The organism is Mesorhizobium sp. Cs1299R1N3 (genome assembly GCF_037179625.1).
Lineage (GTDB): Bacteria > Pseudomonadota > Alphaproteobacteria > Rhizobiales > Rhizobiaceae > Mesorhizobium > Mesorhizobium salmacidum.
Genome location: NZ_JAPYKQ010000013.1, coordinates 59,701 through 83,194 on the forward strand (window position 1 = coordinate 59,701; position 23,494 = coordinate 83,194).

The window sequence follows — 23,494 nt, forward strand, 5'->3', positions numbered from 1 at the left end:
CGGCGCCCGCGACAGATCGGTTTAAGTCCAAATTACTCTTTGATGGTGACGACGATGCCGGCACCGACGGTGCGGCCGCCTTCACGGATGGCGAAGCGCAGCTTCTCTTCCATGGCGATCGGCACGATCAGCTCGACATCGACCGTGATGTTGTCGCCGGGCATCACCATCTCGGTGCCTTCCGGCAGCGACACGATGCCGGTCACGTCGGTCGTGCGGAAGTAGAACTGCGGACGGTAGTTGGTGAAGAACGGCGTGTGACGGCCACCTTCGTCCTTGGTCAGGATGTAGGCTTCGGCCACGAACTTCTTGTGCGGCTTCACCGTGCCGGGCTTGGCCAGAACCTGGCCGCGCTCGACACCTTCACGGTCGACGCCGCGCAGCAGCGCGCCGATGTTGTCGCCGGCCTGGCCCTGATCGAGCAGCTTGCGGAACATCTCGACGCCCGTGCAGGTCGTCTTGGTCGTCGGACGGATGCCGATGATTTCCAGCTCCTCGCCGACCTTGACCACGCCGCGCTCGACGCGGCCGGTGACGACCGTGCCGCGGCCCGAGATCGAGAACACGTCCTCGATCGGCATCAGGAACGGCTTGTCGAGCGGACGAACCGGCGTCGGGATGTAGGCGTCGACCTGAGCCATCAGCTCGCGGATCGCGTCCTCGCCGATCGTCTTGTTCGAATCCTCGAGCGCCGCCAGCGCCGAACCCTTGACGATCGGAATGTCATCGCCGGGGAATTCGTTCTTCGACAAAAGTTCGCGAACCTCGAGCTCGACCAGTTCGAGCAGCTCGGCGTCGTCGACCTGGTCGACCTTGTTCAGGAACACCACGATCGACGGCACGCCGACCTGACGGGCAAGCAGGATGTGCTCGCGGGTCTGCGGCATCGGGCCGTCGGCGGCCGACACGACCAGGATCGCGCCGTCCATCTGCGCGGCACCGGTGATCATGTTCTTCACATAGTCGGCGTGGCCGGGGCAGTCGACATGCGCGTAGTGGCGGTTGGCCGTCTCGTATTCGACGTGAGCCGTCGAGATCGTGATGCCGCGCGCCTTCTCTTCCGGCGCCGCGTCGATCTGGTCATAGCGCTTGTATTCGCCAAAATACTTGGTGATCGCAGCCGTCAGCGACGTCTTGCCATGGTCGACGTGACCAATCGTGCCGATGTTCACATGAGGCTTAGTGCGCTCGAATTTACCTTTTGCCATGTGATGTCTCCATTTCCTGCTCGCCCATACGGGCTTTGAATTGCGTTACCGCGGCAGCTCTTTCGAGTTACGCGTATTTCTTCTGGACTTCCTGAGCGACCGCGGTCGGGACCGGCTCATAGTGATCGAACTGCATCGTGTAAGCCGCGCGGCCCTGGCTCATCGAGCGCAGGTTGTCGACGTACTTGAACATGTTGGCGAGCGGCACCATCGCGTTGATGACGACGGCCACGCCGCGCGCTTCCTGGCCCTGGATCTGGCCGCGACGGCCGTTCAGGTCACCGATGACGCTGCCGACGTAATCTTCCGGCGTCACCACCTCGACCTTCATGATCGGCTCGAGCAACTGCACGCCAAGCTTGGGAGCAGCTTCACGGAAGCAAGCACGGGACGCGATTTCGAAGGCAAGAACCGAGGAGTCGACATCGTGGTAGGCGCCGTCGATGAGCGTTGCCCTGACGCCGATCATCGGGAAGCCGGCGAACGGACCAGCGCCCATGACGCTCTGGATGCCCTTTTCAACGCCCGGAATGTATTCCTTCGGCACCGCGCCGCCGACGATCTTGGACTCGAATACGAAGTCCTCGCTCTCGGAATTCGGCTCGAACACAACCTTGACGCGCGCGAACTGGCCGGTACCGCCGGTCTGCTTCTTGTGCGTGTAGTCCTGCTCGTGCTTGCGGGTGATCGTCTCGCGATAAGCCACCTGCGGCGCGCCGACATTGGCTTCGACCTTGAACTCGCGACGCATGCGGTCGACGATGATGTCGAGGTGCAGTTCGCCCATGCCGGAGATGATGGTCTGGCCGCTTTCCTCGTCCGTCTTGACGCGGAAGGACGGGTCCTCGGCAGCCAGGCGGTGAAGGGCGAGGCCCATCTTTTCCTGGTCGTTCTTGGTCTTCGGCTCGATGGCGATCTGGATAACCGGATCGGGGAATTCCATGCGCTCGAGGATGACCGGGTGCAGCGGATCGCACAGCGTGTCGCCGGTGGTGGTGTCCTTGAGGCCGGCCAGGGCGACGATGTCGCCGGCGAAAGCCTCTTCGACGTCGGCGCGCGAATTCGCATGCATCTGCAGCATGCGGCCGATGCGCTCTTTCTTGCCCTTCACGGTGTTGTCGACAGAGACGCCCTTGGTGAGCTTGCCCGAATAAATGCGGGCAAAGGTCAGCGAACCAACGAACGGGTCGTTCATGATCTTGAAGGCGAGCATCGACAGCGGCTCGTTGTCATCCGCATGACGCTCGATCTCGGCGTCGGTCTTGGCATCGACACCCTTGATGGCCGGAACGTCGGCCGGCGACGGCAGGTATTCGACAACGGCGTCGAGCAGCGGCTGCACGCCCTTGTTCTTGAAGGCCGAGCCGCAGAACATCGGGTAGAACTTGACCGCGATCGTGCCCTTGCGGATCAGCGAACGGATCTCGTCATTCGACGGCATCTTGCCTTCGAGGTAGTTCTCGAGCGCCGTCTCGTCCATTTCGACGGCGGCTTCGATCATCTTCTCGCGATATTCCTCGGCACGCGCCTTGAGGTCGGCCGGGATCTCGACGACGTCCCAGGCAGCGCCCAGGGTTTCGTCGCGCCAGACGAGCGCGTTCATCTCGACGAGGTCGACGACGCCCTTGAATTCGGTCTCGGCGCCGATCGGCAGCTGCATGACGACAGCCTGCGCACCGAGGCGCGAGCCGATCATCTCGACCGAGCGGTAGAAGTCCGCGCCGATCTTGTCCATCTTGTTGCAGAAGATCATGCGCGGCACGCGGTACTTATCGGCCTGGCGCCAGACGGTTTCCGTCTGCGGCTCGACACCGGCATTGGCATCGAGCAACGCAATGGCGCCGTCGAGCACACGCAGCGAACGCTCGACCTCGATGGTGAAGTCGACGTGTCCGGGGGTGTCGATGATGTTGAAGCGGTGCATCTTGCCGTCACGAGCCTTCCAGAAGGTCGTGGTCGCGGCGGACGTGATGGTGATGCCGCGCTCCTGCTCCTGCTCCATCCAGTCCATGGTGGCAGCGCCGTCGTGCACTTCGCCGATCTTGTGCGACTTGCCCGTGTAATAGAGGACGCGCTCGGTAGTCGTCGTCTTGCCGGCGTCGATATGCGCCATGATACCGAAATTGCGGTAGTCTTCGATTTTGTATTCGCGGGCCATCGTAGCTGCCTCTCAGTCCTGTTCGCGCTTTACCAGCGGTAGTGTGCGAAAGCGCGGTTGGCTTCAGCCATCTTGTGGGTGTCTTCACGCTTCTTCACGGCAGTGCCGCGGTTGTTGGCCGCGTCCATCAGCTCGCCGGAGAGGCGGTCGACCATGGTGGTCTCGTTGCGGTTGCGGGCCGCGGCAATCAGCCAGCGGATCGCCAGCGCCTGGCGGCGCTCGGGGCGCACGTCGACCGGAACCTGGTAGGTGGCGCCGCCGACGCGACGCGAACGCACTTCCACATGCGGCGCGACATTGTCGAGCGCCTGGTGGAAGACGGTGACCGGCTCCTGCTTGGTCTTCGACTGGACCTGGTCCAGCGCGCCGTAGACGATGGTCTCGGCGACCGACTTCTTGCCGTCATACATGACGGCGTTCATGAACTTGGTGACGATCAGATCGCCGAACTTGGGATCCGGGTTGATCTCACGCTTTTCTGCACTGTGACGACGCGACATGGCTTTTGTCTCTCAATCTCGTAGCCTTGCGCCGGAAAGCGACAAGGCCGGAAAATCCTACTTCGGACGCCCCTTACTTCGGACGCTTGGCGCCGTACTTCGAACGGCGCTGCTTGCGGTTCTTCACGCCCTGCGTGTCGAGCACGCCGCGGATGATGTGATAGCGCACGCCCGGAAGATCCTTGACGCGGCCGCCGCGGATCATGACCACGGAGTGTTCCTGAAGGTTGTGACCTTCGCCGGGGATGTAACCGATCACTTCAAAACCATTGGTCAGGCGGATCTTGGCCACCTTGCGCAGCGCTGAGTTCGGCTTCTTCGGCGTCGTCGTATAGACGCGCGTGCAGACGCCCCGCTTTTGCGGGTTCTGCTGCATGGCCGGGACCTTGTTGCGCTTCACCGGCGCAATGCGCGGCTTGCGGATCAGCTGGTTGACGGTAGGCATTAAACCCTCTTGTCTCTCAATTCCGTGTCTCGTGCCGGTCAAGGCTCGCTCAAAGCGTCATTTCCATACGCAAATTCGGGCCACAAACCGCGCCTTGCGGTCTTGCCCGAACAAATCGCAGAGGAAGCGGAAACCGCTTCGTGCACGCCGGAGATGTCTTTTCGCTCGTAAAACGAACCCTGTTTGAGGCAAACTCCAAAGCGTGTCGCTTCGGAAGCAAGAGCCTCACATCGGTTCTGACTGGGCGGCTTCTACTCGTAAGCCCGCGAACCGTCAAGCCCGCAGTGGCAAATATTGCATTGAAGGCGGGGCTTGGCAGCAATGCGAAAACCGCAAGTAATTTTCTTTCGCCGTTTTGCAAGGGCGAGGAAGAAAGTGACCGGCATTTGGCTGTTGCGGGGCCTTGCTTCATGCGAAAAAGGCCGCATGAACACTGACAATCCCTCGCCGCGGAGGAATCGGCCCGTGAACGACAATGAAGAACGCCCGGTCACCATCATCACCGGCCGGGTGTGGAAGAAGAAAGGCGGCAAGCCGGAAGGCGTGCATGTCATGCTGGTGGCGCCCGATGACGATTCGGCGGTGCGCCGCGCGCTCGAATCGCTTGCGGCGGAAGGCTATGCCGAAGCCGAACTCGACCAGATCGGCGATATGGAAGGCGAGCCCGACGATGAGCCGCATCTTTCGGCCTTTCAGGGCGCGCTCGAAGGCGAAGTGTCGATCGTGACCTTCGACGTTCCGATCTGATCGCAAGCGTGATGCCCCTCACCTGCCCTGCGCGATGGCGCCAATTCGTTGAGACGAGGCCCGGCCGGTGCTTGCCCGTCATGTCCGATCTGCTAAGAGACGCGCAGTCGTCCAAACCCGGCGGAGCCTCATGTCCTCATCCATCTCGCCCATAAGAATCGGCATAGTCGGCGTCGGCAAGATCGTCCGCGACCAACACCTTCCGGCACTGGCCAAGGATCGGGACTACCAGCTGATCGCGGCGGCCAGCCGGCACGGCAAGGTCGACGGCATCGCGAATTTCCCCGATATTGAGACGATGCTTGGCGCGGTTCCCGAACTCGACGCCGTGTCGCTGTGCATGCCGCCGCAGTTCCGCTATGACACCGCGCGCAAGGCGCTCGAGGCCGGAAAGCACGTCTTCCTGGAAAAGCCGCCGGGTGCCACGGTCAGCGAAGTCGAGGACCTGAAGGCGTTCGCGACGAAACAAGGCATCTCTTTGTTCGCCAGCTGGCACTCGCGATACGCGCCGGCGGTCGAAGCCGCACGGACATTCCTGGCTTCGACCAAAATCAAATCGGCGGCGATCGTCTGGAAGGAAGATGTACGGCGCTGGCATCCGAATCAGGACTGGATCTGGCAGCCTGGCGGCTTTGGCGTCTTCGATCCCGGCATCAACGCGCTGTCGATCGCAACCTACATCCTGCCGGCCATGTACATCACTTCGGCCGTGCTCGATTTTCCGGAGAACCGTGATGCACCGATCGCGGCCCAGGTCGCCTTCCGCGCGGCGAACGGATCTGATGTGACGATGGATCTCGACTGGTTGCAGACCGGACCGCAGAGCTGGGACATCCTGGCCGACACGGATGCTGGACAGATGGTGCTCTCGGGTGGCGGCTCGAAGCTCGCGGTCGACGGCAATGTCGTACACCAGGAGCCGGAAGCGGAATATCCGATGCTCTACCGGCGTTTTGCCGAGATCGTGCACGCCGGCGTATCGGATGTGGATCTGGCGCCGCTCCAGCACGTGGCCGACGCGTTCATGCTGGGCAAGCGCAATGTAGTGGAAGCGTTTTTCGACTGAGCTGATCGTGGCACCCCGAACGTCGCGCGGTCACATGACCGCGCGACGATATCCGGTGGATCAGTCCTTGGCCCGGCAGCCGGCACGCTTGACCATATCGGCGACGATCAGTGGCGTCGCCGGCGTCCGCGACCAACTGGCCTGACGGGGCGCACCCGCTTCAAGCGCGGCGCGTAGCGACCCCGTGTCCAGAGTGAAAGATTTCCGGCAGGAGACGGTGCGCGAGCCGTCATCGCCGATCATGTCGACTATCGCGCCAGCGGTTTCACCGACCCCTGAGACGTAAGCGACGAGCGTTTGCCGGGCGATCGGGCTGGTATCGGCCTTTTCGATCATTTCCATCACCTGCCCCACCGATATGTGGCCTGTTTCAGTCGACGGAAGAGCAGCGGCTGCGAAAGGCGTCATGGACGCCGCGACGGTGGCAAGAACGATTTTGCGTTTGAACGAAGGCATGGGTTCTCCTGTTGAGAGGGCGTTGACAAGGATCATCATTGCGCATAAATAAATTATTGTAAAACGATAATTTCTTATCGCAAATGGGGCTATCGATGACTTTACCCGCCGTATCGGTCCTTGATCCCAATCGCCAGGCACGATTGGACCGCATCCGTTTCTTCAGCATGATCCTGGCACGAGGTTGCGTCCTCCTGGCCGGGCTGCTGACGGCAGCATTGCTGCTTTATTGGTTCGGCGCCCCCTCTGCCTCGATCGCCAAGGATGCCCAGATCCCCGAGGGCTGGCTGACGGATATTGGTCCTGGTCGAAGAGCACTGGCGTTTGGCATTTCGTTCGTGCCGCTCGGCTGCCTGATTCTAGCCCTGCTTGCCGCCAGGCGCTGCTTCAACGCCTTTGCGGCAGGGACTTTCTTCAGCCGGGAACCGGCCCGGGGTTTGCGCGACTTTGCCCTTGGCCTACTTGCATCCGCATTGCTCAAGCCATTTTCGATGGCAGCGATGTCCGTATTGTTGACCCTTGATGCACCCGCCGGCCAGCACCGGCTGACCCTGAGCTTCGGCAGCGACACGGTCCTGATGCTGTTGGCCGCCGGCACCATTGCGGTAATTGCCTGGGTTATGACCGAGGCGGCGGCGCTGGCCGAAGAAAACCAGCAGTTCGTTTGAGGATCCGCGCATGCCGATCAAAGTCAGGCTCAATGTCGTCCTCGCCGAACGAAACGTGAAGTCGAAGGACCTCGCCGAACATGTCGGCATCACGGAGGCTAACCTTTCCCTGCTGAAACAGGGAAAGGTGAAAGGCATCCGTTTCGACACGCTTGAACGAATCTGCGGCTACCTCGAGTGTCAACCCGGAGACCTACTTCGCTTCGAGACGCAGTCCGAATAAGCGAAAAGAGCCGCCGGATTGCCCCGACGGCTTCCATGCCTCAGACTCTTGCCGACCTCTTGCCGGTTCCCCGCATGGTTCTGGCGACGCCTCAGCCGTCAGTTCAGTCGACGATCGCGATGGCAAAGCCGTCATAGCCCTTGGCGCCCACGGTCTGGATGGCGGTGCCGTCCAGCCGTTTGTCGTCGCCGATGAAGGAAAACGCCGCGCGTGCGCCTTCGACATTGGCGTCGCGACCATCCTCATCCAGCACGGCGCCGTCACGGATGACGTTGTCGCAGATGATGACCGTTCCGGAGCGCGACAGCCGCAAGGCCCAGGACAGATAGTTCGGGTTGTTCGGCTTGTCGGCATCGATGAAGATGAGGTCGAACGGACCGGCGTTCTCGCCACCCAGTGCTGCAAGCGATTGGAGCGCCGGGCCGACGCGCAATTCCACGCGGTCCGCGACATCGGCCCGCTCGAAATTCGAACGCGCGACGCTGGCATGGTGCGGATCGAGTTCGAGCGTCACGACCTTGCCGTTAGCAGGCAATCCCCGCGCCATCCAGACGGTCGAATAGCCGCCCAGCGTGCCGATCTCGAGCACCTTCTTCGCGCCGCTGATGCGCACCAGCAGCGAGAGCAGTTTTCCTTGCGCCGCCGAGACGTCGATCGCCGGCAGGCCGTTATCACGGTTGGCCGCCAGAACCGCGTCGAGAACGGGATCCGCCTCGAAGAGCGAGGAGACGATGTAATTATCGACAGCCGTCCAGATCTTCGTGCTCATCTGCTTTCCTCCGATCGTAAAAAAGAAAAAGCCGCCGGGTTGCCCCGACGGCTTCTGTTACCTGAGATTTTTGCCGCCTCGCTTACTGCGCGGCGGTTGTCATGTCCGCCAGCATCGGCTCGGCGACTTCCACACCGGAGGCCTTGCGGCGCTCGTCGATGATGAGTTCGTCGCGCGAGGTGGCGATGCGCCGGATCTGGCTCATCGTGCCGCCGGTACCGGCCGGGATCAGCCGGCCGACGATGACGTTTTCCTTCAAGCCCTGCAGCATGTCGGTCTTGCCGGCAACCGCGGCTTCCGTCAGCACCCTGGTCGTCTCCTGGAAGGAGGCGGCCGAGATGAAGGACGGCGTCTGCAGCGATGCCTTGGTGATGCCGAGCAGCACCGGCTGGCCCTCGGCCGGCTTCTTGCCGTCCTCGACCAGACGCTCGTTGACCTCTTCCAGTTCGATCACGTCGACATGATCGCCCGGGATGTAGGTCGAGTCGCCCTGCACCGTGATCTCGACCTTCTGCAGCATCTGGCGAACGATCACCTCGATGTGCTTGTCGTTGATCGACACGCCCTGCAGGCGGTAGACTTCCTGGATCTCGTTGACGAGGTAGGAAGCAAGTGCCTCCACGCCCTTGATCGCCAGGATGTCGTGCGGCGCCGGATTGCCGTCGAGGATGTAGTCGCCCTTCTCGATGACGTCGCCGTCCTGGAGATGGAACGGCTTGCCCTTCGGGATCAGGTACTCGACCGGCTCAAGCGTCGAGTCGTGCGGTTCGATGATGATGCGGCGCTTGTTCTTGTAGTCGCGGCCGAAGCGGATCGTGCCATCGATCTCGGCGATGATGGCGTGATCCTTCGGACGACGTGCCTCGAACAGTTCGGCGACACGCGGCAGACCGCCGGTGATGTCCTTGGTCTTGGCGCTTTCCATCGGGATACGCGCCAGGACGTCGCCGGGGCGAACCTGGGAACCGGGCTCGACCGAGAGAATGGCCTCGACCGAGAGCAGGAAGCGGGCATCGCCGCCCTTCGACAGCTTGCCGACCTTGCCCTTGGAGTCCAGGATGGCAATCGCAGGCTTGAGGTCGTTGCCGCGCGGCGTCGACCGCCAGTCGATGACCTCACGCTTGGTGATGCCGGTCGACTCGTCGGCCGTTTCCTGAACGGAAATGCCGTCGACCAGATCCTCATACGACACCTTGCCCTCGATTTCAGTAAGGACAGGACGGGTATAGGGATCCCACTCGGCAATACGCTGACCGCGCTTCACCTTGTCGCCATCGTCCACGAAGATGCGTGAACCATAGGTGACACGGTGCGTCGCGCGCTCCTTGCCGGCTTCGTCGAGGATCAGCACCGCCATGTTGCGGCCCATGACCATCTGCTGGCCGTCCGAGTTGCGCACCACGTTGCGGTTGCGGATCTCGACCTTGCCCTCATAGGAGGCTTCAAGGAACGAGCTGTCCACCACCTGCGCGGTACCGCCCATGTGGAAGGTGCGCATGGTGAGCTGCGTGCCCGGCTCGCCGATCGACTGCGCCGCGATCACGCCGACGGCTTCGCCCTGGTTGACCGGGGTGCCGCGGGCCAGATCGCGTCCGTAGCAGACCGCGCAGACGCCGATCCTGACTTCACAGGTCAGGGCCGAGCGGATGCGGACCGACTGCACGCCGGCCTTTTCGATCTGCTCGACGTCACGCTCGTCCATGAGCGTTCCGGCCTTGACCAGAACCTCGCCCGACACCGGATGGGTGATATCGTCGAGCGATGTACGGCCCAGCACGCGCTGGCCGACAGAAGCGACGACCTGACCGGCATCGACGATCGGCTGCATGGTGAGGCCCTTGTCGGTGCCGCAATCCACGGAGTTGACGATGCAGTCCTGCGCCACGTCGACCAGACGACGGGTGAGGTAACCCGAGTTCGCCGTCTTCAAGGCGGTGTCGGCCAGACCCTTGCGGGCACCGTGGGTCGAGTTGAAGTACTCGAGCACGGTCAGGCCTTCCTTGAAGTTCGAGATGATCGGCGTCTCGATGATTTCCCCCGACGGCTTGGCCATCAGGCCGCGCATGCCGGCAAGCTGGCGCATCTGGGTGGGCGAGCCACGCGCACCGGAGTGCGACATCATGTAGATCGAGTTCATCGGCTTCTGACGGCCATTGTCTTCGAACTCGACCGCCTTGATGCGGGCCATCATTTCGTCGGCGACCTTTTCCGAGCACTTGGCCCAGGCGTCGACGACCTTGTTGTACTTTTCGCCCTGCGTGATCAGGCCGTCATTGTACTGCTGCTCGTACTCCTTGGCCAAGGCCTCGGTGTCCGACACCAGCTTGATCTTGGTGTCCGGGATCAGCATGTCGTCCTTGCCGAACGAGATGCCGGCACGGCACGCATGAGCAAAGCCGAGCGCCATGATGCGATCGCAGAAAATGACCGTCTCCTTCTGACCGCAATGGCGGTAGACGGTGTCGATCATCTTGGAGATGTTCTTCTTGGTCATCTCCTGGTTGGCGGTCTCGTAAGGCACATTGACGTTCTTCGGCAAAAGCTCGCCGATGATCATGCGGCCAGGCGTGGTGTCATGGATCTTCGACACGACCTTGCCTTCGGCGTCGACCGTGCGGAAGCGGCCCTTGATCTTGGCGTGCAAGGTCACGGCCTTGGTCTCGAGCGCGTGCTGGAGTTCGCCCATATCGGCAAACACCATGCCCTCGCCCGGCTCGTTCTGGTTGACGATCGAGAGGTAGTAGAGACCCAGAACCATGTCCTGCGACGGCACGATGATCGGCGCGCCGGAGGCCGGGTGCAGGATGTTGTTGGTCGACATCATCAGCACGCGGGCTTCCAACTGCGCTTCAAGCGACAGCGGCACGTGAACGGCCATCTGGTCACCATCGAAATCGGCGTTGAAGGCCGTGCAGACCAGCGGGTGAAGCTGGATCGCCTTGCCTTCGATCAGGATCGGCTCGAACGCCTGGATGCCGAGGCGGTGCAGCGTCGGCGCGCGGTTCAAGAGAACCGGATGCTCGCGGATGACCTCGTCGAGGATATCCCAGACTTCCGGACGCTCCTTCTCGACCAGCTTCTTCGCCTGCTTGACCGTCGAGGAGTAACCCTTGGCGTCGAGACGGGCGTAGATGAAGGGCTTGAACAGTTCGAGCGCCATCTTCTTCGGCAGGCCGCACTGATGCAGCTTGAGCTCCGGACCGGTGACGATGACCGAGCGGCCGGAATAGTCGACGCGCTTGCCGAGCAGGTTCTGACGGAACCGGCCCTGCTTGCCCTTGAGCATGTCGGACAGCGACTTCAGCGGACGCTTGTTGGCGCCGGTGATGACGCGGCCGCGACGGCCGTTGTCGAACAGCGCATCGACGGCTTCCTGCAGCATGCGCTTTTCATTGCGCACGATGATGCCCGGCGCCCGCAGCTCGATCAGCCGCTTCAGGCGGTTGTTGCGGTTGATGACGCGGCGATAGAGATCGTTCAGGTCGGACGTCGCGAAGCGTCCACCATCCAGGGGAACCAGCGGGCGCAGGTCCGGCGGGATCACCGGAACGACCTTCATGATCATCCATTCCGGACGGTTGCCGGATTCCATGAAGTTCTCGACGACCTTGAGCCGCTTCAGGTACTTCTTCTGCTTCAGCTCGGACGTGGTCGAAGCCAGTTCCGAACGCAGGTCGCCGGCGATCTTCTCTAGGTCCATGCCGGCCAGAAGGTCATGAATGGCCTCGGCGCCGATCATGGCGGTGAACGAATCCTCGCCATACTCGTCGACGGCGATCATGTACTCTTCCTCGCTGAGCAACTGGTGCTCCTTCAGCGCGGTGAGGCCAGGCTCGGTGACGATGTAGTTCTCGAAGTAGAGGACGCGCTCGATGTCCTTCAGCGTCATGTCGAGCAGCGTGCCGATGCGCGAGGGCAGCGACTTCAGGAACCAGATATGGGCGACCGGTGCCGCCAGCTCGATATGGCCCATGCGCTCGCGGCGAACGCGCGATAGCGTGACTTCGACGCCGCACTTCTCGCAGATGACGCCCTTGTACTTCATGCGCTTGTACTTGCCGCACAGGCATTCGTAGTCCTTGATCGGGCCAAAAATGCGCGCGCAGAACAGACCGTCACGCTCCGGCTTGAAGGTGCGGTAGTTGATGGTCTCCGGCTTCTTGATCTCGCCGAACGACCAGGACAGAATCTTCTCAGGGCTGGCAAGCGAAATCCGGATGGAATCGAACACCTGCGCAGGCGCCTGCGGATTGAAGAGATTCATGACCTCTTGGTTCATGCCGTTCTCCTTTTCGGGGTCCTAGAAAACCCCTTGCATCTAACGCGGGCCGAATGCCCGCTGAGTGGTCGGCCCACCGGCCGTCGAATTTCGTGGACGCGCCGCGGCATTCCGCGACGCGCCGTAGCCGTTACTCGGCTGCGTCCGGCAGTCGAACCGGAGCTTCGTCGAGCTTGGTGTTCTCCAGCTCGACATTGAGGCCAAGCGACCGCATTTCCTTGACGAGCACGTTGAAGCTCTCGGGAATGCCTGCCTCGAACGTGTCGTCGCCACGCACGATCGCCTCGTAGACCTTGGTGCGGCCGGCGACGTCGTCCGACTTCACCGTCAGCATTTCCTGCAGCGTGTAGGCGGCGCCGTAGGCTTCCAGCGCCCAGACCTCCATTTCGCCGAAGCGCTGGCCACCGAACTGCGCCTTGCCGCCCAGCGGCTGCTGGGTGACGAGCGAGTACGGGCCGATCGAACGCGCGTGGATCTTGTCGTCCACCAGGTGGTGAAGCTTGAGCATGTAGATATAGCCCATCGTCACCTTGCGATCGAACGGCTCGCCGGTGCGGCCGTCATAGAGCTGCGACTGACCGCTGGTGTGCAGGCCCGCCTGCTCCAGCATGATGTTGATGTCAGCCTCATGCGCGCCGTCGAACACCGGGGTCGCGATGGAGACGCCGCGGCGCATCTGCTCGCTGAGGCGAACGATGCTCTCGTCGTCATACTCGCGGACCGGCTCGTTGCGGTCGTTGGCCGGCATGAAGCTTTCCAACGTCTTGCGCAGCGGCTTGATATCGCCGGCAGCTTTATACGTGTCGATCAGCTCGCCGATCTTCCTGCCCATGCCGGCACAAGCCCAGCCCAGATGCGTTTCCAGGATCTGGCCGACATTCATGCGGCTCGGCACACCCAGCGGGTTGAGCACGATATCGGCATGCGTGCCGTCCTCGAGGAAAGGCATATCCTCGACCGGAACGATGCGCGACACGACACCCTTGTTGCCGTGACGGCCGGCCATCTTGTCGCCGGGCTGCATCTTGCGCTTCACCGCCACGAAGACCTTGACCATCTTCATGACGCCTGGAGGCATTTCGTCGCCGCGCTGCACCTTTTCGACCTTGTCCATGAAGCGCTGCTCAAGCGCCTTCTTGGAATCGTCGTACTGGCCACGCAGGGCTTCCAGTTCGCTCTGGAGCTTTTCGTTCTCCACCGCAAACTGCCACCACTGCGAACGCGGATACTCGTCGAGCGTGTCCTTGGACAGCGTTGAGCCCTTCTTGAAGCCCTTCGGTCCAGCGATCGCTTCCTTGCCGACGAGAACGTCGGAAAGACGCGCATAGACGTTGCGATCCAGGATCGCCTGCTCGTCGTCACGGTCCTTGGCGAGGCGTTCGATCTCCTCGCGCTCGATCGCCATGGCGCGCTCGTCCTTCTCCACACCGTGGCGGTTGAACACGCGCACCTCGACGACGGTGCCGAAGGTGCCCGGAGGCATGCGCATCGAAGTGTCGCGCACGTCGGAAGCCTTTTCACCGAAGATGGCGCGCAGAAGCTTCTCTTCCGGCGTCATCGGGCTTTCACCTTTCGGCGTGATCTTGCCGACCAGGATATCACCAGGCTGAACTTCCGCACCGATATAGACGATGCCGGCTTCGTCGAGGTTCTTCAGCGCTTCTTCCGAGACGTTGGGAATGTCGCGCGTGATTTCCTCCGGACCGAGCTTGGTGTCGCGGGCCATGACCTCGAATTCCTCGATGTGGATCGAGGTGAAGACGTCGTCGGCCACGATACGCTCGGAGAGCAGGATCGAGTCCTCGTAGTTGTAGCCGTTCCACGGCATGAACGCGACCAGCACGTTGCGGCCGAGCGCCAGATCACCGAGCTCGGTCGACGGACCGTCGGCGATGATGTCGCCCTTGTTGACCCGGTCGCCCATACGCACCAGCGGACGCTGGTTGATGCAGGTGTTCTGGTTCGAACGCTGGAACTTCATCAGCCGGTAGATGTCGACGCCGGACTTGCCCGGGTCGAGATCCTCGGTGGCGCGGATAACGATACGCGTCGCGTCCACCTGGTCTACGATGCCGCCACGACGGGCGCCGATGGCGGCGCCTGAGTCACGGGCGACGATCGGCTCCATGCCGGTGCCGACGAACGGCGCCTCGGCGCGCACCAGCGGCACGGCCTGACGCTGCATGTTCGAGCCCATCAGAGCGCGGTTGGCGTCATCGTTCTCGAGGAACGGGATGAGCGCCGCGGCAACGGACACCATCTGCTTGGGCGACACGTCCATCAGGTCGACGTTTTCGCGCGGCGCCATCATCACTTCGCCGGCGCTGCGGCAAATGACGAACTCGTCGACGAAGCCGCCGTTCTTGTCGAGCTCGGCGTTGGCCTGCGCGACATGGTGCTTGGCCTCTTCCATCGCCGAGAGATAGACGACGTCATTGGTCAGCTTGCCGTCGACGATCTTGCGGTACGGGCTTTCGATGAAGCCGTACTTGTTGACGCGCGCGAAGGTCGCCAGCGAGTTGATCAGACCGATATTCGGGCCTTCCGGCGTCTCGATCGGGCAGATGCGGCCGTAATGCGTCGGGTGCACGTCGCGCACTTCGAAGCCGGCGCGCTCGCGGGTCAGACCGCCCGGTCCAAGCGCCGACAGGCGACGCTTGTGGGTGATCTCCGACAACGGATTGGTCTGGTCCATGAACTGCGACAGCTGCGAAGAACCGAAGAACTCGCGCACGGCGGCCGCCGCCGGCTTGGCGTTGATCAGGTCCTGCGGCATGACCGTGTCGATCTCGATCGAGGACATGCGTTCCTTGATCGCGCGCTCCATACGAAGCAGGCCAACGCGGTACTGGTTCTCCATCAGCTCGCCGACCGAACGCACGCGGCGGTTGCCGAGATTGTCGATGTCGTCGATCTCGCCCTTGCCGTCACGCAGTTCGACCAGCGTCCTGACCACGGCCAGGATGTCGTCCTTGCGCAGCACGCGCACGGTGTCCTCGGCCTTGAGCTCGAGACGCATGTTCATCTTGACACGGCCGACGGCAGACAGGTCGTAGCGCTCGCTGTCGAAGAACAGCGAGTTGAACATGGCTTCGGCGGTCTCGAGCGTCGGCGGCTCGCCCGGGCGCATGACACGGTAGATGTCGAACAGCGCGTCCTGGCGGCTCTCGTTCTTGTCGACGGCGAGCGTGTTGCGGATATAGGCGCCGACATTGACATGGTCGATGTCGAGGACCTGGATCTCCTGCTCGCCGGTGCCGAGCAGCACCTTGAGCGTCTTGTCGTCGATCTCGTCGCCGGCCTCGAGGAAAATCTCGCCGGTGGCGTAGTTGACGATGTCCTCGGCAAGGTAGTTGCCGAGCAGATCCTCGTCGGTCGCCTTGATCGCCTTGAGACCCTTCTCGCCGAGCTGACGTGCCTGGCGGGCGGTGATCTTCTTGCCCGCCTCGACGACGATCTCGCCGGTGTCGGCGTCGACCAGGTCGCCGACGGCCTTGAGGCCGCGGAAACGCTCGACGTTGAACGGAATGCGCCAATGGTCGCCGGCGCGCTTATAGGTGATCTTGTTGTAGAAGGTCGACAGGATCTCCTCGCCGTCCATGCCGAGCGCCATCAGCAGCGACGTCACGGGGATCTTGCGGCGGCGGTCGATACGGGCGTGCACGACGTCCTTGGAATCGAACTCGATGTCGAGCCACGAGCCACGGTAGGGAATGACGCGGGCGGCAAACAGAAGCTTGCCCGACGAGTGCGACTTGCCCTTGTCATGGTCGAAGAAGACGCCCGGCGAGCGGTGCATCTGCGAGACGATGACGCGTTCGGTGCCGTTGACGATGAAGGTGCCGTTGAGCGTCATGAGCGGCATGTCGCCCATATAGACGTCCTGCTCCTTGATGTCCTTGATCGACTTGGCACCGGTATCCTCGTCGATATCGAACACGATGAGGCGCAGCGTCACCTTCAGCGGCGCGGCATAGGTCAGGTCGCGCTGACGGCATTCGTCAACGTCGAATTTCGGCCCTTCGAACTCGTACTTCACGAACTCCAGCATGGAGGAGCCGGAAAAATCGGAGATCGGGAAGACCGACTTGAAAACAGCCTGCAGCCCTTCGTCGGGACGTCCGCCCTTGGGCTCGTCCACCATCAGGAACTGGTCATAGGACGCCTTCTGAACCTCGATGAGGTTCGGCATCTCCGCAACTTCCGGGATCTTTCCGAAGAATTTGCGTACGCGTCTGCGGCCATTGAAAGTCTGGGTCTGGGCCATCGTCGCTCCTTAGCTCTAAACTCGGGACGAACCTCGCCGCGGTTCGTCTTGCATACTGAGCCACCTGGCCGGCGGCTCTCTGTCTGTTCTCCGGCCGCCTTTCCAATTGCTTGGCGGCTACCGGCTAAAACGGGAGAAAACCCGTTTCCTGAAGGCCGGTTTCGGCCCTCAGGAAAGAGGTTTTCGTACATCTCGCGTCACGCAGCCTCCCCTGGTCACCCAAGGGAGTGGCGGACGGCGCGAGGCCGCCCGCCGCTTGATACTCTTACTTCAGCTCGACCTTGGCGCCGGCTGCTTCCAGCTGGGCCTTGAACTTGTCGGCGTCGGCCTTGGAAACGGCTTCCTTGACCGGCTTCGGAGCCGCTTCGACCAGGTCCTTGGCTTCCTTGAGGCCAAGACCGGTGATGGCGCGGACTTCCTTGATGACGTTGATCTTCTGAGCGCCGGCGTCGGTGAGGACGACGTCGAATTCCGTCTTTTCCTCGACGGGAGCAGCAGCAGCGGCAGCACCGCCGGCAGCGGCAACCGCGACCGGAGCAGCAGCCGAAACGCCCCACTTTTCTTCCAGAAGCTTCGACAACTCAGCCGCCTCGAGGACGGTCAGCTTCGAAAGGTCGTCTACGATCTTTGCGAGATCAGCCATTGTTGTATTCCTTCGTTAGGTTCGAACGTGTGTTTTTGATAGCGAGGAACGGCCTCATGCCGCCTCGTCCTTCCGGGCGTAAGCGCCGATGACGCGCGCGACCGAGGCCGCTGGCGCATTGACGATCTGGGCGATCCGGGTTGCCGGCGTGGCGATCATGCCAACCAGCCTGGCGCGCAGCTCATCGAGCGACGGAAGTGTGGCGAGTGCCTTCACACCGTCGGCGTTGAGCGAGGTGGTGCCCATTGCGCCGCCGAGAATGACAAGCTTGTCATTCCCCTTGGCGAAATCGGACGCGACCTTCGGCGCCGCAATCGGATCCTCCGAATAGGCGATCAGCGTCTGTCCCTTGAACAGGTCGATGATCGATGCGGAGTCCGTGCCCTGAAGAGCGATTTTGGCGAGACGGTTCTTCGCGACTTTAACGGTGCCACCGGCGGCGCGCATTTTCGACCGAAGGTCGTTCATTTGCGCGACGGTGATACCGGCATAGTGGGCCACGACGACTGAACCTGCGCCCGAAAACGCATCATTCAGGCCCGTGACGAGTTCGCGTTTTTCCGCTCTGTCCACTGCCTATCTCCAGTTGACCCCAGTCCCGTTGATGGGAACATTCCCATTTTCGAGGACAGGCGTCGGGTTGCCTTTTGCCGGCCGGGCCATCCAGTAACGGATCTCCCGAACGACGCTCGAGGATCCTGCCCCCTTTCGCCACATCGACGGCCAAGCCGGCGATGCGCAGACAAAAGGCAAACACGGTTCGAACCTTTCATTGGAGCTTGCTGCTCCGTTGTCCGGTTTTCACCCGTCTCATGCAGGCCCACATGAATTAAGGCCCTCCTCTTGAATCAAGGTTCGGGCCGCCCGCAATCTCGGACAGGATGTCCGGAAGCCTTCCGGCTTCCGGTACCGGGCCCAGGATCAATCCAAGGCCCGGAATTCAGTCACGGACCGGCCTTCGAGAGGCCGATCCAAATGGTCCAATCAGGACGCAGCGAGCGTCGAGACGTCGAGCTTGAGGCCCGGGCCCATCGTCGAGGTGACAGACACCTTCTTGACGTAGTTGCCCTTGGCGCCTGTCGGCTTTGCCTTGGTCACCGCATCGGCGAAGGCGCGGATGTTCTCTTCCAGCGCCTTGACGTCGAACGAGACCTTGCCGACGCCGGCATGAACGATGCCGGCCTTCTCGACGCGGAACTCGACAGCGCCGCCCTTCGATGCCTTGACGGCCGCGGCGACGTCGGTGGTGACGGTGCCGACCTTCGGGTTCGGCATCATGCCGCGCGGGCCAAGCACCTTGCCGAGACGGCCGACGAGCGGCATCATGTCCGGCGTGGCGATGCAGCGATCGAAATCGATCGTGCCCTTCTGGACGATGTCGACCAGATCCTCGGCACCGACGATGTCGGCACCGGCGGCCTTGGCCTCTTCGGCCTTGTCGCCACGGGCGAACACGGCAACACGGACCGAGCGGCCGGTGCCGTTCGGCAGGTTGACCACGCCGCGGACCATCTGGTCCGCGTGACGCGGGTCGACGCCGAGGTTCATGGCGACTTCGACGGTCTCGTCGAACTTGACCGAGGAGCGATCCTTGAGCAACTTCAGCGCATCACCGAGCGCGTAAGCCTTGTTGGGATCGATGCCTTCACGGGTCTTCGATACACGCTTTGCAATCTTTGCCATGATCTTAGCCCACCACTTCCAGACCCATCGAGCGGGCGGAGCCCTCGACCATACGCATGGCCGCTTCGACGTCGTTCGCGTTCAGATCCTTCATCTTGGCGGTCGCGATTTCGCGAACCTTGTCGCGCGAAACGGTGCCAGCCTTGACCTTGCCCGGCTCCTTCGAGCCCGACTTCAGGTTCGCGGCCTTCTTCAGGAAGTAGCTCACCGGAGGCGTCTTCATGACGAAGGTGAACGACTTGTCCTGGTAATAGGTGATGACGACCGGAACCGGCGATCCCTTTTCCATTTCCTGGGTCTGCGCGTTGAACGCCTTGCAGAACTCCATGATGTTGATGCCACGCTGACCAAGCGCCGGGCCGATCGGGGGCGACGGCGTAGCCGATCCCGCGGAGACCTGGAGCTTGAGCTGGCCTGCAATTTTCTTAGCCATCTCTTTTCCTGCCTTTGTCTATGCCGGCCCCACGATCTGGGAAACACCGGCGGTTGCAGTCTGGTGGTGCGGTTCTTGCGGCCGGCTAAAGCCGCCTTCGCCTCCCACCGTTCTCAAGGCCGCGCGTTGCCGCACCGCCTCCCCTGATCGCCAGACCGGCATCAGGGATTTCGGATCAGCCCTTTTCGACCTGCCCGAATTCCAGATCGACAGGCACGGCGCGCCCGAAGATCGAAACTTCCACCTTGAGCCGCGCCCGCTCCTCGTCCACTTCCTGGACGAAACCGTTGAACGACGCGAAGGGACCATCCGAAACGCGGATCGCCTCGCCGATCTCGAAGGTGACCGAGGGCTTCGGCCGCTCGACGCCTTCCTGCACCTGGTTCAGGATGCGCTGCGCTTCCGCCTCGGTGATCGGCACCGGCTTGGAGTCGCCGAGGAAACCGGTAACCTTCGGCGTGTTCTTGACCAGCGAGAACACGGCGTCGGTCAGGTTAGCCTTCAAGAGCACGTAGCCCGGGAAGAACTTGCGCTCGGCGTCGACCTTACGGCCGCGACGAACCTCGACGACCTTCTCGGTCGGCACCACGATCTGCTCGATATCGGCGGACAGACCCTTCTGCTTGGCCTTGTTCTCGATGTCCTCGGCGACCTTCTTCTCGAAGTTCGAATAGGCGTGGACGATGTACCAGCGCGTAGCCATTTTTACGACTTCTCCTAATCGCCGGACTTAGCGTCCAATGCCCAGAATCTGCTCGACCGCGAGGCCCATGAGCTGATCGGCGGTGAAGAAGAAGATCATCGCGATCACAGCGAAGGCCAGGACCATGATCGTCGAGATCATCGTCTCGCGGCGCGACGGCCAAGTCACCTTGGCTGTCTCCGCGCGTACCTGCTGGAGAAAGACGAAAGGATTTGTGGTTTTCGAAGCCATATGCCGCCTGTCTTCAAGACCCGTTGGCCGGGTCCCCTGGATGATCCCGCTGGCCGGGACGTGCCGCCTGAGCCCAATCTCGCGCAGAATCAGCGCGATCATTTCGCCCATGCAAATCAGACGCGTAAAGCCGGCTTCCCAGCTTCACGCGTCGCGTGTCTGTTTCGTCTACATAAAACCGATTCTTGATCCACGCAAGTGGCAAGTGTCCGCTTTATGACCAAACGCCGCCTCGGAACCATCCAGTCGTTCCGTTCCGGCTATGGCACCTTTATGCCCCAACGGGCCTAATATGGCAAGCGGGTCACCGATTTTCAAAGGCCGCCTGCAAAATCGTTGTGATGCCATCTCTAGAAATGGCACGGGCAGCAGGGCTCGAACCTACGACCTGCGGTTTTGGAGACCGCCGCTCTACCAACTGAGCTATGCCCGTACACGTGCGCCTCGGCGCAGGCGCTTCCTAAAAGCTTCCGCACGCTCTGTAAAGAGCGGTTTGCAAGCAAACATGCCTTAACCCCTGCGCCAGAAATGGGGATCGTCGGCAACTCAGCCAGGAACCGCCCCGCCTGCCCCCGCAGCACAAGATGTTCGAAGCCCGGTCCATCCCACTCGCGCCGGCGCACGATCTTGGCATCTTGCGGCACCGGCCATCCACCTCCCCGGCAACCGGAAGCTATTTTTCGTCCGGCACCCGGTAGGGCCCGCCGGGCACGCCCCAGCCCCAGGCCGGCATCGGCTCGGTCTCGGGATCGCAGGTCTCGCCGAGATTGGAATTCATCTTGGCCAGCCGCGATCCCCATTCGATGTAGCCCATGAAGGCGGAACGGAATTCGGGATCGTCCGGCAAACCAACCTCATCCGCCGCGTCGGCGAGAAGATTGATCCAGCGGCGGCGCTGCTCCCCGGTCAAATGCTTGCCCAGATGATGCATGACCATTTCGCGATGGCCGCCAAAGTCTTGGCTGTAGGTTTTCGGTCCGCCGAAGACCTCGCCGATGAAGGCGGCGACATGGGCGGGGTGATCCGGCGACATATGTTTGAACACCGGGCCAACGACCGGGTCTTGTGCCACCTTGTCATAGAAGGTTTGCGTCAGCCGGTTTAGCGCCTCGGCGCCGCCGGCCCATTCGTAGAGTGTCGGAACGTCCTGGCTCATTCTTGATCCTTCGCCGGCCCCGCGGCCGCGACGATAGCGGAAATCGGATATGGCTCAACCTGCCTCGATGGGCAGTTTCGACGTCGCCGTGCTCTACAGCCTGGCAGGTGCGTCGGCCTGTGCATTGGCGGCTGGCAGGCCCCGGCAATTGTCGGGCTTGGCAACGGCCTTGCAAATCGTGGAGCCGGTCAACGCGTCGACCGATTGCGGTCCCGTTGTCAGTCCAACCCTGCGCATCATGTCTGCGTCAAGTTGCCCCTCGGCCGAGCGTCGCTCGACCGCGGCGAACAGAGCGGGACCGATCGCCATTTCGTCGAGATACGCCTTGACCACCAGCTTCTGTCCCATCGGATACAGGCTGAGCCGCGCCCGGGGACCGACAAGCCGTCTGGCGCCGCCGGCAACCACGAGCGCACAGGCAGAATCGCACTCCGCCCCCGCATCGATGCTCAATCCGGCATAGGCTCCTTCGGTGGCGAGGCAATTCCACACGCCGGGGTCGCAGTCGACGAAATCTGTCCGGGCAACGGCTATGTCGAGCTTTCTTTCATGGACAAGTCGTCCCATTGCGAGAGCGCTGGACAGGTCGCCTCCGCGTGAACTGATGACGATAGGCAGCCGCCGATTGCCAAGCGTGGCCAGCAACTGCCGCAGCTTCTGCGGCGTCTGGCCGGTGATCGCGCCTTCCGCCGATATCCATTCCGGACAATCGGGGTTGCACAGCGGATTGCTGCCGCGAACCACGACAAAGCGCATGTCCCCGCCGGCCTTCGCGGCGTCCGGTTGAACCGGTACGGCAGTCATCGGCTTGAGGGCGGCCGATGGCGTCGTCTTGTTTGCAGGTCCAGCTATTTCCCGGCAGTTCGTGGCCGGCTGCCCAAGCCCGCAGAGGCTTGCCGTGGTCAACAGATCCACTGCGTCCCGGCTGGTGACCAGCTTCATCGTCAACATGGCGTCGAGCGGAATCTGACGAATCTCGCTGGCCGGCGTAGCCTTCATGATTTCCAGCACGCCGTCGCCTATCCCCATTTCCCTCAGATACGCCGAAAGCGTCTTCTCGACGGCCCTGCTCATCTCGTAGGTTTTGTAGCTGCCTGCGCTTTTACGGCTGACCACCTTGGTGCTGATGATCTTCTTCTTGCCGTTCACGATTCGGTACGTGGTCCGGTAGAGCAGTTTTTCCCGGTGATATGTGGTGGTGATCTGGTGGACGCCGAGATAGCCGAAATCTCCGATCACCCGGCGGACACCGCCGGAAAACATCAGCGGACAGGCCGAATTGCACATGGCTCCGTCGTCATGGACTATCCCGAAATAGTCGGCGCTCTTGCCCTTGTTGTCGTTGCAGTTTTCAATTTCCGGCTGACAATCGGAAAGAACCGTCACGCCGACGGCGACATCGAGCTTGTTCTTGCGGATCATCCGGCCAAGTGCCAGCGCCGCATCGACATTACCGCCGGGCGAATTGACGACCACCGGCAATTGCCTTCCCTTGAGCGCCTTGAGCGTGCGTTTGAGGAGCGCCGGCGTGCCCGCGGCGATGGTGCCGTCCGCCGATATCCACTCAGGACAGTTGGGTTCGCATCCCGGAGCGTTGCTGCGCACGACGACGAAGCGCATGGGCGGGATGTCGGGAGGCCCATCCTCCGCTCGCGCTGCCAGAACAGGCAGCAGCATAACGACGACGAGGCAAACCAGTGCCCACAACCGCCATGCCTTCCCATCAAAACAGCGCCTTGGAACCACTGTTGGCAAAGCTCCCTCAGTGCAACCTATACTAGTTGCAGCCATGGCGCTTGCAACAGCTTTGAACCAACCCTGGCAATACTTGCGCTGCCAAGCGCAAGTAAACGAAAAAG

Annotated in this window: 20 protein-coding genes and 1 tRNA gene; 4 read left to right on the top strand and 17 right to left on the bottom strand. The window is 62.0% G+C overall.

The genetic code is table 11. The features are described from left to right. Nucleotides 1–32: 32 nt before the first annotated feature. From tuf to rpsL, 4 genes are all read right to left on the bottom strand, one after another. The gene (gene tuf / locus O7B34_RS23845; RefSeq protein WP_013895701.1) at nt 33–1,208 is read right to left on the bottom strand and encodes an elongation factor Tu; all 1,176 of its coding nucleotides are present in this window, start codon (nt 1,206–1,208) and stop codon (nt 33–35) included. Nucleotides 1,209–1,275: 67 nt separating this feature from the next. After that, nucleotides 1,276–3,366, bottom strand: coding sequence for an elongation factor G (gene fusA / locus O7B34_RS23850; RefSeq protein WP_027146624.1), 2,091 nt, complete (start codon nt 3,364–3,366; stop codon nt 1,276–1,278). A gap of 29 nt (nt 3,367–3,395) precedes the next feature. Continuing rightward, the gene (gene rpsG, locus O7B34_RS23855) at nt 3,396–3,866 is read right to left on the bottom strand and encodes a 30S ribosomal protein S7 (RefSeq protein WP_008875664.1); all 471 of its coding nucleotides are present in this window, start codon (nt 3,864–3,866) and stop codon (nt 3,396–3,398) included. Between the two features lie 73 nt (nt 3,867–3,939). After that, nucleotides 3,940–4,311 carry a 30S ribosomal protein S12 gene (rpsL, locus tag O7B34_RS23860; RefSeq protein WP_006333356.1) on the bottom strand — a complete coding sequence of 124 codons (372 nt, stop codon included), beginning with the start codon at nt 4,309–4,311 and terminating at the stop codon, nt 3,940–3,942. Nucleotides 4,312–4,776: 465 nt separating this feature from the next. On the opposite strand from rpsL, the gene O7B34_RS23865 reads away from it, so the two are divergent. Together O7B34_RS23865 and O7B34_RS23870 are read left to right on the top strand one after the other, a co-directional pair. Further along, entirely contained in the window at nt 4,777–5,058 is a 282-nt protein-coding gene (locus O7B34_RS23865) for a transcriptional regulator (RefSeq protein ID WP_127277968.1), read from the top strand. 142 nt (nt 5,059–5,200) lie between these two features. Continuing rightward, on the top strand, nt 5,201–6,124 hold the full coding sequence (locus tag O7B34_RS23870) for a Gfo/Idh/MocA family protein (protein WP_337148433.1): 924 nt from the start codon (nt 5,201–5,203) through the stop codon (nt 6,122–6,124). Nucleotides 6,125–6,184: 60 nt separating this feature from the next. Here the strand turns inward: O7B34_RS23870 and O7B34_RS23875 are convergent, their stop codons facing one another. Then, on the bottom strand, nt 6,185–6,616 hold the full coding sequence (locus O7B34_RS23875; RefSeq protein ID WP_337148362.1) for a chlorophyllide reductase: 432 nt from the start codon (nt 6,614–6,616) through the stop codon (nt 6,185–6,187). Nucleotides 6,617–6,675: 59 nt separating this feature from the next. On the opposite strand from O7B34_RS23875, the gene O7B34_RS23880 reads away from it, so the two are divergent. Further along, nucleotides 6,676–7,248: a DUF2975 domain-containing protein gene (locus O7B34_RS23880; RefSeq protein ID WP_337148363.1), complete on the top strand. Its 573-nt coding sequence runs from the start codon at nt 6,676–6,678 to the stop codon at nt 7,246–7,248. 10 nt (nt 7,249–7,258) lie between these two features. Further along, nucleotides 7,259–7,471, top strand: coding sequence for a helix-turn-helix domain-containing protein (locus O7B34_RS23885; protein ID WP_337140605.1), 213 nt, complete (start codon nt 7,259–7,261; stop codon nt 7,469–7,471). A 103-nt stretch (nt 7,472–7,574) separates the two neighbouring features. On the opposite strand, the gene O7B34_RS23890 is transcribed toward O7B34_RS23885, so the two are convergent. From O7B34_RS23890 to O7B34_RS23945, 12 genes are all read right to left on the bottom strand, one after another. Further along, nucleotides 7,575–8,240 carry an O-methyltransferase gene (locus O7B34_RS23890; RefSeq protein ID WP_337148364.1) on the bottom strand — a complete coding sequence of 222 codons (666 nt, stop codon included), beginning with the start codon at nt 8,238–8,240 and terminating at the stop codon, nt 7,575–7,577. Between the two features lie 82 nt (nt 8,241–8,322). Then, on the bottom strand, nt 8,323–12,519 hold the full coding sequence (rpoC, locus tag O7B34_RS23895) for a DNA-directed RNA polymerase subunit beta' (RefSeq protein WP_027146628.1): 4,197 nt from the start codon (nt 12,517–12,519) through the stop codon (nt 8,323–8,325). Between the two features lie 130 nt (nt 12,520–12,649). Further along, nucleotides 12,650–16,786 carry a DNA-directed RNA polymerase subunit beta gene (rpoB, locus tag O7B34_RS23900; RefSeq protein ID WP_027146629.1) on the bottom strand — a complete coding sequence of 1,379 codons (4,137 nt, stop codon included), beginning with the start codon at nt 16,784–16,786 and terminating at the stop codon, nt 12,650–12,652. A gap of 265 nt (nt 16,787–17,051) precedes the next feature. After that, nucleotides 17,052–17,429, bottom strand: a complete 378-nt coding sequence (gene rplL, locus O7B34_RS23905; protein WP_027146630.1) for a 50S ribosomal protein L7/L12 — start codon at nt 17,427–17,429, stop codon at nt 17,052–17,054. A 54-nt stretch (nt 17,430–17,483) separates the two neighbouring features. After that, the gene (rplJ, locus tag O7B34_RS23910; RefSeq protein WP_027146631.1) at nt 17,484–18,002 is read right to left on the bottom strand and encodes a 50S ribosomal protein L10; all 519 of its coding nucleotides are present in this window, start codon (nt 18,000–18,002) and stop codon (nt 17,484–17,486) included. Nucleotides 18,003–18,413: 411 nt separating this feature from the next. Next, nucleotides 18,414–19,112, bottom strand: a complete 699-nt coding sequence (gene rplA / locus O7B34_RS23915; RefSeq protein ID WP_027146632.1) for a 50S ribosomal protein L1 — start codon at nt 19,110–19,112, stop codon at nt 18,414–18,416. Nucleotides 19,113–19,116: 4 nt separating this feature from the next. Next, nucleotides 19,117–19,545: a 50S ribosomal protein L11 gene (gene rplK / locus O7B34_RS23920; protein ID WP_010909262.1), complete on the bottom strand. Its 429-nt coding sequence runs from the start codon at nt 19,543–19,545 to the stop codon at nt 19,117–19,119. A gap of 175 nt (nt 19,546–19,720) precedes the next feature. After that, a complete protein-coding gene (gene nusG / locus O7B34_RS23925) occupies nt 19,721–20,248 on the bottom strand; it encodes a transcription termination/antitermination protein NusG (protein WP_015317996.1) in 528 nt (175 codons plus the stop codon). Between the two features lie 27 nt (nt 20,249–20,275). Continuing rightward, the gene (gene secE / locus O7B34_RS23930) at nt 20,276–20,479 is read right to left on the bottom strand and encodes a preprotein translocase subunit SecE (RefSeq protein ID WP_027146633.1); all 204 of its coding nucleotides are present in this window, start codon (nt 20,477–20,479) and stop codon (nt 20,276–20,278) included. Nucleotides 20,480–20,836: 357 nt separating this feature from the next. Continuing rightward, nucleotides 20,837–20,912 (bottom strand) — tRNA-Trp (locus tag O7B34_RS23935). Between the two features lie 240 nt (nt 20,913–21,152). Then, the gene (locus O7B34_RS23940) at nt 21,153–21,635 is read right to left on the bottom strand and encodes a group II truncated hemoglobin (protein WP_337148366.1); all 483 of its coding nucleotides are present in this window, start codon (nt 21,633–21,635) and stop codon (nt 21,153–21,155) included. A gap of 93 nt (nt 21,636–21,728) precedes the next feature. Then, nucleotides 21,729–23,381, bottom strand: coding sequence for a hypothetical protein (locus O7B34_RS23945; protein WP_337148369.1), 1,653 nt, complete (start codon nt 23,379–23,381; stop codon nt 21,729–21,731). Nucleotides 23,382–23,494: the final 113 nt, after the last annotated feature.